9 protein-coding genes and 1 pseudogene are annotated in these 9,710 nt (G+C 34.0%); 3 read left to right on the plus strand and 7 right to left on the minus strand.

All coding sequences use genetic code 11. The features are described from left to right. The 3 genes from VFS71_RS06485 to VFS71_RS06495 all read left to right on the plus strand — a co-directional run. Positions 1-594, plus strand: a 594-nt coding sequence (locus VFS71_RS06485; protein ID WP_326400093.1) for a SprT-like domain-containing protein, incomplete at its 5' end; no start/stop codon positions are given. 39 nt (positions 595-633) lie between these two features. Then, positions 634-1,692 carry a mannose-1-phosphate guanylyltransferase gene (locus VFS71_RS06490; RefSeq protein WP_326400094.1) on the plus strand — a complete coding sequence of 353 codons (1,059 nt, stop codon included), beginning with the start codon at positions 634-636 and terminating at the stop codon, positions 1,690-1,692. Between the two features lie 114 nt (positions 1,693-1,806). Further along, positions 1,807-2,730, plus strand: coding sequence for an EamA family transporter (locus VFS71_RS06495; RefSeq protein WP_326400097.1), 924 nt, complete (start codon positions 1,807-1,809; stop codon positions 2,728-2,730). A gap of 1 nt (position 2,731) precedes the next feature. Here VFS71_RS06495 and VFS71_RS06500 read toward each other — a convergent pair whose 3' ends face one another. From VFS71_RS06500 to VFS71_RS06530, 7 genes and pseudogenes are all read right to left on the minus strand, one after another. After that, positions 2,732-3,493 carry an ABC transporter ATP-binding protein gene (locus VFS71_RS06500; protein ID WP_326400099.1) on the minus strand — a complete coding sequence of 254 codons (762 nt, stop codon included), beginning with the start codon at positions 3,491-3,493 and terminating at the stop codon, positions 2,732-2,734. Continuing rightward, complete coding sequence (locus tag VFS71_RS06505) at positions 3,490-4,239, minus strand: ABC transporter permease (RefSeq protein WP_326400101.1); 750 nt, start codon at positions 4,237-4,239, stop codon at positions 3,490-3,492. The genes VFS71_RS06500 and VFS71_RS06505 overlap by 4 nt, the downstream gene beginning before the upstream one ends. Positions 4,240-4,308: 69 nt before the next feature. Further along, entirely contained in the window at positions 4,309-5,157 is an 849-nt protein-coding gene (locus VFS71_RS06510) for a glycosyltransferase family 2 protein (protein WP_326400102.1), read from the minus strand. A gap of 84 nt (positions 5,158-5,241) precedes the next feature. Beyond that, on the minus strand, positions 5,242-5,769 hold the full coding sequence (locus VFS71_RS06515) for a methyltransferase domain-containing protein (RefSeq protein ID WP_326400103.1): 528 nt from the start codon (positions 5,767-5,769) through the stop codon (positions 5,242-5,244). A gap of 177 nt (positions 5,770-5,946) precedes the next feature. Beyond that, complete coding sequence (locus VFS71_RS06520) at positions 5,947-7,005, minus strand: 3-oxoacyl-ACP synthase III family protein (RefSeq protein WP_326400105.1); 1,059 nt, start codon at positions 7,003-7,005, stop codon at positions 5,947-5,949. 779 nt (positions 7,006-7,784) lie between these two features. Further along, positions 7,785-8,447, minus strand: coding sequence for a TonB-dependent receptor plug domain-containing protein (locus VFS71_RS06525; protein WP_326400106.1), 663 nt, complete (start codon positions 8,445-8,447; stop codon positions 7,785-7,787). 436 nt (positions 8,448-8,883) lie between these two features. After that, positions 8,884-9,710 (minus strand): annotated as a pseudogene (locus VFS71_RS06530) (glycine dehydrogenase (aminomethyl-transferring)); the annotation flags it as partial.

Here is a 9,710-nt window from a genome sequence, read left to right on the forward strand (position 1 = left end):
GAAACACTTTTAAAATATTTGCCGGAACATGCCGTAAAACCAGTTTTTGAACTGATTGTTACGCATCAAGTGCATCTCAAAATTGTGAATGAGAGACAAACCCGTCATGGAGATTATCGAAAAGGGATGAACGGGAAACATGAAATTACGGTGAATGCGAGTCTCAATAAATACAGGTTTTTGATTACTCTGATTCATGAAATTTCACATTTGGTAGCCTTTGAAAAATTTGGACGACATATTAAACCTCATGGCGGTGAATGGAAACATTCTTTTCAAAGGATGATGGTACCGTTTATTCGACCAGAGATTTTTCCGAATCATTTATTGCCATTGTTGGCAAGACATTTTAGGAATCCGACCGCAAGTAGCGATACCGATACTACATTGGCATTGGCATTGAAGCAGTATGATAAACCAAATGATAAAAATTATATCTTTGATATTCCTTACGGTAGTGTTTTTAGAATTTCAAATGGAAAGATTTTCAAGAAAATAGCAATTCGAACCAAGCGATACGAATGTTTGGAAATAAGTTCTGGGCGGTTGTATTTATTTAACCCAAATGCCGAGGTAGAGTTATTGCCTGGTTAAAAATGATTGGCTATAAAGTAGCGAACACAAAAAATTAAAATGAACAAAAATTATTACGCAATATTAATGGCAGGCGGAATCGGTTCGCGATTTTGGCCTGTGAGTACGAGAGAGTTCCCGAAGCAGTTTCATGATATGTTGGGCTCTGGAGAAACGTTAATTCAGAAAACATTTAGCCGATTATCACAAATCATTCCGAAAGAGAATATTTTGATTCTGACACACGAAAGTTACAATGATTTGATTTTGGAACAATTGCCAATGGTTAAGCAAGAGCAAATTGTTTTGGAGCCAGCCATGAGAAATACAGCTCCTTGTATCTTGTATGCCTCGTTAAAAATTAAAAAATTGAATCCAAATGCAGTGATGGTTGTTGCTCCAAGTGACCATTGGATTGAAGATGAAATGCAGTTTGTGGCCAATTTACAACGTTCTTTCGATTTATGCGAAAGAGAAGAATCTTTAATGACTCTAGGGATTTTACCGACAGCTCCAAACACTGGTTATGGCTACATTGAATTCGATAAATTAGATAGTCGCTCAATAAAAAAAGTGGTTCAGTTTCGAGAAAAACCCGATTCCAAAACGGCCCAAAAATTTATCCAAAGCAGAAATTATTTGTGGAATGCCGGTATTTTTATTTGGAGTGTAAAGTCTATTTTAAAAGCTTTTGAAGAATTGCAGCCAGAGATGTTTGCTCTTTTCATGGAAGGATATGAATTGTATAATTCAGATAAAGAAAGTGATTTTATTCAGGAGAATTATCCAAAAGGCGAAAATATTTCCATCGATTATGCCATAATGGAAAATGCCAAAAATGTGTATGTACTTCCTGCAACTTTTGATTGGAATGACCTTGGAACTTGGGGTTCGTTACATGAAAAATTGCCGAAGGACGACAATAATAATGCAGTGGTAAATGCAACTGTATTGTTGCAAAATGCATCGAATAATATTATTAGAACCGCTTTAGGAAAACAAGTAATTGTAGACGGTTTGGATGATTATATTATAGTAGACAAAGATTCTGTCTTGTTGATTTACCCTAAAAGTAAAGAACAAGATATAAAAGGTATTGTTTCTCAATTGAAGCCCTAATAAATATTTTTTTTCCTAATTAAATCAAAAAAGTGAATTCTTAAGAATTTTGAGGAAACTCAATTTTCAAAGGAAATCATTTTTTTTTATTATTATAAAAAACCTAAAATTCACATGCCTAAAAACAATAATCAATTTCTAATTTATCTTGCTTTCGCTGCTATTTTTATTATTTGGGGAAGTACTTACTTCTTTATTTTTTTGGGACTTGAAACCATTCCGCCATTTATGTTGATGGGAATGCGATTTGTAATTGCGGGTTTGCTTTTACTAATTTTAATAAAAGCGCAAGGAAATTTAAAAAAGCCAAGTAAGGAAGCAATACTCAAAAATTCAATTTACGGAACTCTTTTGCTTGTTGGTGGAACAGGATCTGTCATGTGGGCAGAGCAATTTGTTCCTTCAGGAATTGCTTCAATAGTAGTTTGTAGTTTGCCTTTTTGGTTCTTAATTTTAGATTATCCAAAATGGAAAGAAAACTTTTCAAATATCAGTTCACTTTTAGGATTGGTTATTGGTTTTGCAGGGGTTATAATCCTTTTTGATGTCAATGAATCTGTTTTTTCAGATCATTTTGTTTTGGGAGTAATAGTAATTATAGCCGGAGGAATATCATGGGCATTGGGCTCTTTGTTTTCAAGATATTATCCTACTGATTTGCCTACCTTGATGAATGTCGCTTTGCAGATGATAAGCGCAGGATTGTTTTGTTTGATAGTGTCTTATTTTACGAAAGAAACCGAAGGTTTTGCTTTTGGCAATATATCATTAACTTCTTGGTTGAGTTTGGGGTATCTTATTGTTTTTGGAATACTTGCTTTTGTTGCTTATTTATGGCTAATAACTAAACGTTCATTGATACAAGTTGGAACCTACGTATATGTAAACCCAGTTATAGCTGTTTTTTTAGGTTGGTTATTTGCTAAAGAAACTATAAGTTCAAAACAAATACTTGCCTTAATAGTTATTCTAATTGGTGTAGTTTTAATTAACTGGGTTGGTTATAGAAAGACTTTATTTGAAAAAAATAAAATCTAATTTATCCTTTCAAATATGCTTCTCTTACTTTTTTGAATAACTCTGATGAATAAACAAATTCTACTATAGCTTCATTTTCGGTAAGGAAAATTTCTTCTTTGTTTCCTTCCCAAGCTTTTAACCCATTTTTAAGAAACAAAATATTGTCACCAATTTCCATTACGGAGTTCATGTCGTGGGTGTTTACAACAGTAGTAATATTGTATTCTTCAGTAATTTCTCGGATTAAGTTATCAATCAAAATTGCTGTATTTGGGTCTAATCCTGAATTCGGCTCGTCACAAAATAAATACTTCGGATTATTCACAATAGCGCGAGCAATAGCAACCCTTTTTTGCATACCTCCAGAAATTTCAGAAGGTAATTTTTTGTGGGCACCAATTAAATTTACTCTTTTTAAAACGAAATCAACGCGATCTTGAATTTTAGAATTGCTATCGTTGGTGAACATTTTCAAAGGAAAACCTACGTTTTCGGCAACAGTCATACTGTCAAATAAAGCACTTCCTTGAAAAAGCATACCTATCTCAGTTCTGATTTCTCTTTTTTCATCAGCGTTTAAATCAGAGTAAATACGACCATCAAAAGAAATGGTTCCTACTTCTGGAGTATGGATTCCTAATAATGATTTTAATAAAACTGTTTTTCCAGATCCACTTTGTCCGATGATCAAATTGGTTTTTCCTGCTTCAAAAACACTGGAAACTCCTTTTAGAATTTTAACACCTGCAAATGATTTTTCTATGTTTTTTATTTCTATCATTTTGTTAAGAGTAATTGGGTAATAATATAATTTAGCAAGATGATGGTAACAGAAGTCCATACAAAAGATACGGTACTGGCTTTACCAACCTCAAGTGCACCACCTTTCATATAATAGCCATGAAAAGATGGAATAGTGGCTAATAGCATGCCAAAAATAAAAGTCTTGGTAAAAGCGTATACTATGTGGAAAGGTATAAAATCTCTCTGAATCCCTTCGATAAAGTCAATACTAGCGCCAAAACCACCATAAACAGTTGCAATATAGCCACCTGCTATTCCTAAAAACATTCCAATACCTATTAGGAAAGGATATAAAAGCAAGGCTATGATTTTTGGGAAGACCAAATAATTAAGAGAGTTAACTCCCATAACTTCTAACGCATCAATTTGTTCGGTAACACGCATAGATCCTATACTGGATGTTATAAAAGAACCCATTTTTCCCGCCATAATGATAGACATGAATGTAGGGGCAAATTCTAAAATTACAGACTGACGTGTGGCATATCCGATAAGGTATTTTGGGATAAAAGAATTAGTTAGATTCAAAGCCGTTTGCATCGAAACAACTCCACCAACGAAGAAAGAAATAAAAGCAACGATTCCCAATGAATCAATAATTAAATCATCGACTTCTTTGAAAATTAGACCTCTCATAACAGACCATTTTGTTGGTTTGTTGAAGATTTCTTTCCACATTAAAAAATATTTCCCGATTTGGGAGGTATAGCGAATGAGCATCATAATTATATAGAATATGGGCTAAATTACAAACTTGTTGTGAGTTATAAGTTATGTGTTATGTGTTTTTCCTTAGAAAAGTTTTTGTCTCATTTTTTGTAAACGATACTTTTGAATGAATTTGGCTTGTTCATGGGAGACCAATAAAGGGGTTTTTGCTTTTTTTGCTTTCCAAAATCCTTGAATATAATCTAAGAAAAGCAAAGGTTTTTTCTTCATCATTGCTAATTTTACCGATGCAATTGCTGTAATCCAAAAACCATAACCAAGAGTGTAAAAAGCTTCACCTTGTTTGTAACGGGCTGCTTTGTTATAATTAGCACCTGTTGGTTTGAGATGTTTTACGTGTAAAGTTGAATCTGTGACTACTTTCCAATTGTAGTATTTGCAAAGTAATTCGTCAACGGTGTCCCAGCCCATCGCTGGTTTTAAGCCTCCAATTTGTTTGAAGGTTTCTTTCCGATAGGCTTTCAATGCGCCTCTAATATGATCTTTATCGGTTAAGTTTTCTAAAATCCAATCACCATTTTTTTCGATGTAACAAAATCCACCTACCATTCCGATTGTTGAATCGGATTGAAAATGTTTAATTATGGTTTCGAAGTAATTGGAAGGAAAAATTAAATCTGCATCAATTTTTACGATTAAATCGTAATCTTCGTCCAAAGTTTCAAATCCTTTCTGAAAAGCTTGAATTACCTTGCTTCCTGGTAAATGAATCGCGCTGGAAGTTTTGTTTACTAAAGTAATAAACGGATTGTCTTTGGCGAAAGCCAAAACAATTTCGGCAGTTTTATCGGTCGAATTATCATTGACAACGACTACTTTTTTTGGCAAAACAGTTTGCGAGATCAAGGATTGTAATGTCAAAGCGATAAAGGCTTCTTCGTTGTAGGTTGGGATTACGATGTAATATTTCATTTAAAATATTTTTGAATGATGATTAACGATTCTTGATTTTAGATTTTATATAAATCGTTAATCTGTAATCTAAAATCTGTAATCTTAATTCTTGATTTTTTCTGCGTAAACGATATAATATCTCGGAGTAAAAAATCGCAATAATGGGCGAAATCCAATCTTTTTAACGGGATGAGTAAATTTTTCTCTGTCGATGATTTTCCATCCTGTTTTTTCTAATAACCAGTCCAATTGCCAGTCTTCAAATTCGTGGTAATGTCTGTCCCACATATCCGTTTTACTACGGTAGGCAGATGAAAACCAAAGACGCAAAGGAATTGATATTAATAATTTATCTGATTTTATTTCGCTTAAAATAGTGTAGGGATTCAATAAATGCTCAAAAATTTCAAAAGCAGTTACTACATCTTGTTTTCCTTCTGAAAAAACGCTTTGATTCAAGTCCAAATCTTCACCTGTAGTGTTTTTTACTGAGTAACCTTCGGCTTTCATTATTTTAGAAAAAGGATTGTCAACGCCCAAGTCTAGTATTGTTTGAGATGTGTTGACATGTTTTTTTAAAAATTCTAAAGTATGTTTGAATCTTTTATTGGGAAACGTTTTTTCGTACATGTTTTTAATTTTTAACTATCGCTTTTGCTTTAGAGTTTGCAAATATAAAGATTCTGTTTCTTATACGGTTTGTAATTTCAAATTTGTCCAATAATATCTATTGGTTTTGTTTCCAAAAAAAAAGCCCACTGCACAAAAGAGTGAAGTGGGCTTCGAATAAATAAGCGTACAGCTAGTTTAATATCTATAGACAAAAGCATTGATGTTCATTCCGGCTCCTACAGAAGCAAAAAGCAATACATCTCCTTTTTTAATTTCTTGATTTTCTATTTTTCCTTGAATTAATAAGTCAAATAATGTGGGAACTGTTGCAACACTGCTGTTTCCCAGTTCGTGTATGCTCATAGGCATCACATCTTTTGGAGGAGTTTGTCCGTATAATTTGTAAAAGCGGTGAATAATGGCTTCATCCATTTTTTCGTTGGCTTGATGGATAAGGATTTTTTTGACGTCCCCAATGGCAATACCGCTTTGATCCAAGCAGCTTTTCATGGCCGCAGGAACTTGGCTTAAAGCAAATTCATATATTTTACGACCGTACATTTTGATGTACTTAGTATCGGGATCCAAAACTGGGTTGTATGATTTTCCGAAGTAAAGGAAGTTTGCTTCTTCTGCAGCATAAGTGGCGCTTTCATAAGATAGCATTCCAGCTTCGTCATTTGAGGCTTCTATGACAGAAGCTCCGGCTCCATCTGAGTAGATCATAGAATCTCTATCGTGGGCATCTACCACACGAGACAAAGTTTCTCCACCTATGACAAGGCATTTTTTTGCCATGCCTGATTTTATGAATGCGTTGGCTTGCAATACACCTTCAATCCAACCAGGACAGCCAAAAAGGATATCGTAAGCAACACATTTTGGGTTCTTTATCTGTAATTGATGCTTTACTCTTGTGGCCAAACTTGGGATAATATCCGATTGGGTAGTACCAAATTTTACATCACCAAAATTGTGTGCAAAAATGATATAGTCCAAGGTCTCTGGATCTATTCCAGCATTCTCTATTGCTCTTTGGGAAGCAAAAAAGGCTAAATCTGAGGCGGTATAGTGATCCTCGGCATATCTTCTTTTTTCGATACCCGTGATTCCTTTAAATTTGTTAATTACGACTTCGTTAGGATAAGCAAAAGGAGAACCATCTTCATTTAAAAAAACATGTTCACTAAAATCGGTGTTGCTAATCTTTTTCTCAGGAATATAGCTTCCTATACCAGTTATTTTTATTTTCATTTTGATAATTTCCAGATAAATTTTGGCTAAAGTAATTATAATAAATGTATAAAGCATAAATTATTTACTATGCATGCATATAATTATGAAATACTAGATATATGGTAAAATTATTGAATATATTTTATTGAAAATTATTAATTGATGCATTTTATTCTTAGAATTATAATAAATAACAAAGTGTGATTTTTTTGTTAAATAGTTATTTTTTTATTTAAAAAGGATGAATATCATTTGATGTTAAATAAAAAAAATCAACGATAAAAGACTGATTTTTGTTTAGAGTGGAAAGTTTTTTTTGGAGAATGTTTTATGAAAATAAAATAGTAGTATTATGTCCGATAAACAGATTTAGTTCGTCAGTTTGCTATCGCTCGTGTGCAATCCGTATTCGAAAAGAATGATAAATTGTACATTACTATTATGACTCATTGTTGTGGGTGTGTATTACGAATCCTTGTTGTCGGGTTTGTTTTTATCATAATCCCATCCCCCGTAACTTTTTGTCCATGCCTCTGTTTTAAACCTATACCAAAAGTGCAATAACAATGCTAAAATAAATACAACTATCAAAATAATCCAAAATAAAGCACTGTTCCAAAAGAAATAAATGAAACACCCTAACGCAGCATACTTAAAAATTCTCAGCCACATTGGCTGGGCATTCTTTGAGAATGCGACCTCACATTCCCTCTTTAAGATTTTTGAAAATTTCAACTTTGACATTTTTAAATCCATTATCGGGTAAGCTTTTTTTTCAAATTTAAACCTAATGAAAACTATTTTATAGTTGTTATTACTATAACGCCATTAGATCCTTGAGATCCATAAGCAGAAGCCTCAGCACCTTTCAGGACCCTTATTGATTTTACATTATTAGGAATAATATAATCAATATTAGATACTATCATTCCATCGACAACAAATAATGGTTCAGAGACAAAGTTTATTGAACTGACTCCTTGAATAGTTATTTTGTTATCTCTTGAAACGGATACTCCTGCTACTTTGCCTCTTATCATATCATAAATAGTGTTGTAAGTACGCTTGTCAGTTGAGGTACTTGTACTTTGGGATTTGGCAACATATTTGTCTTCTGATTTTGAATATGCAATTGAAACATCACTCCCTTTTTTGATTTTTTTTGATTTATCAGGCTCTAAAAACACAAAACTCATTTTGTCTTCATTATTATATTTAGAGGATAATAATCCGTATTCATCAGAGTAAACATTAATTGTACTCACCTTTGTAGGAATTAAAACTTCAAAATTGCCGTCCTTATTTGTTGCCACTTTGGAGTATATGGAGTCTAAATATATTTTAGCTTTTGCTACAGGTTTATTGTTAAAATCGACAACTTTCCCTGTTAGTTTATTTTGACCATATCCAAAAAGCACAAATGATAAACAAATAGTAAGTAACATCTTTGAAATTTTCATAATGAAATTATTTAATTAAGGATTAAGGAGTTAAGTTATTTATTTTTTTTGAATAATCATTAATGTATTAAAAGTTTATCAATTTACTCCGTAAGCGTGAGGATTCAGATGGTGTTGATTTACTTCGTTTATTCGTTGTCGCTCGGTTGCAATCCTTGCATTCGGGTTTTTGAAAAATATTTTATAAAAAACAAAATAAGTGGCCTAGCCCTGATGGGAGCGGCATCTCCCGATTTAGAAAATAAGGCTTTTTTGCCGTAGTTTTTGTTAATCGGGAATACAGCGGACAGCAGGAGTAATGTTGATGAAAAGCCATAAAATATCTGCTCCTAATCTTTCTTTAGAATTCTAATAAATGAAAAACCCTTTCAGTTTTAAGTCTGAAAGGGTTTTGTATAATCTGCAGTTTGCAATCTAAATTTCTGCCTTCTGCAATCTAGCTCTCCATGTAAGCCTCGATTGGCGCACAGCTACACACTAGGTTTCTGTCTCCAAAAGCATCATCAGCTCTACGAACGGTAGGCCAGAATTTGTTTTCGGCGATGTAATCCAGTGGGAAAGCAGCTTGTTCTCTGCTGTATGGGAAATCCCAAGTTTCGGCAGTAAGCATGGCCAATGTATGAGGAGAATTTTTCAATACGTTGTTACTGTCTTCGATGGTTGCAGCTTCTATTTCTTTACGAATAGCAATCATAGCGTCGCAAAAACGGTCTAATTCTTCTAGGTTTTCACTTTCGGTTGGTTCGATCATCAAGGTTCCTGCCACTGGGAAAGAAACGGTTGGTGCGTGGAAACCATAATCCATTAAACGTTTTGCGATATCGGTAACTTCGATTCCTTTTTGTTTGAAAGGGCGACATTCCAAAATCATTTCGTGAGCGGCACGACCCATTTCTCCAGAGTATAACGTATCATAATGACCGTTTAATTTTTCTTTGATGTAATTGGCGTTCAAGATAGCGTGCTCTGTAGCTTCTTTTAATCCATCGGCACCTAGCATCGTGATGTAACCGTAAGAGATCAAACACACCAATGCCGATCCCCAAGGTGCTGCAGAAATACCTGTAATGGCATTGCTTCCTCCTGTTGGGATAACTGGGTTTGATGGCAAGAAAGGAACTAAGTGCTCGGCAACGCAAATTGGCCCAACACCTGGTCCACCACCACCGTGAGGGATTGCAAATGTTTTGTGAAGGTTCAAGTGACAAACGTCAGCTCCAATGGTTGCTGGGTTGGTTAAACCAACTTGTGCATTCATATTAG

It is taken from the genome of Flavobacterium sp. (assembly GCF_035760125.1).
In the GTDB taxonomy this organism is placed as follows: domain Bacteria; phylum Bacteroidota; class Bacteroidia; order Flavobacteriales; family Flavobacteriaceae; genus Flavobacterium.

What these genes read in the sequence shown, in the direction of transcription:
- VFS71_RS06490 (WP_326400094.1), top strand. Translation starts at nt 634, where the DNA reads ATGAACAAAAATTATTACGCAATATTAATGGCAGGCGGAATCGGTTCG.
- VFS71_RS06495 (WP_326400097.1), top strand. Translation starts at nt 1,807, where the DNA reads ATGCCTAAAAACAATAATCAATTTCTAATTTATCTTGCTTTCGCTGCT.
- VFS71_RS06500 (WP_326400099.1), bottom strand. Translation starts at nt 3,493, where the DNA reads ATGATAGAAATAAAAAACATAGAAAAATCATTTGCAGGTGTTAAAATT.
- VFS71_RS06505 (WP_326400101.1), bottom strand. Translation starts at nt 4,239, where the DNA reads ATGATGCTCATTCGCTATACCTCCCAAATCGGGAAATATTTTTTAATG.
- VFS71_RS06510 (WP_326400102.1), bottom strand. Translation starts at nt 5,157, where the DNA reads ATGAAATATTACATCGTAATCCCAACCTACAACGAAGAAGCCTTTATC.
- VFS71_RS06515 (WP_326400103.1), bottom strand. Translation starts at nt 5,769, where the DNA reads ATGTACGAAAAAACGTTTCCCAATAAAAGATTCAAACATACTTTAGAA.
- VFS71_RS06520 (WP_326400105.1), bottom strand. Translation starts at nt 7,005, where the DNA reads ATGAAAATAAAAATAACTGGTATAGGAAGCTATATTCCTGAGAAAAAG.
- VFS71_RS06525 (WP_326400106.1), bottom strand. Translation starts at nt 8,447, where the DNA reads ATGAAAATTTCAAAGATGTTACTTACTATTTGTTTATCATTTGTGCTT.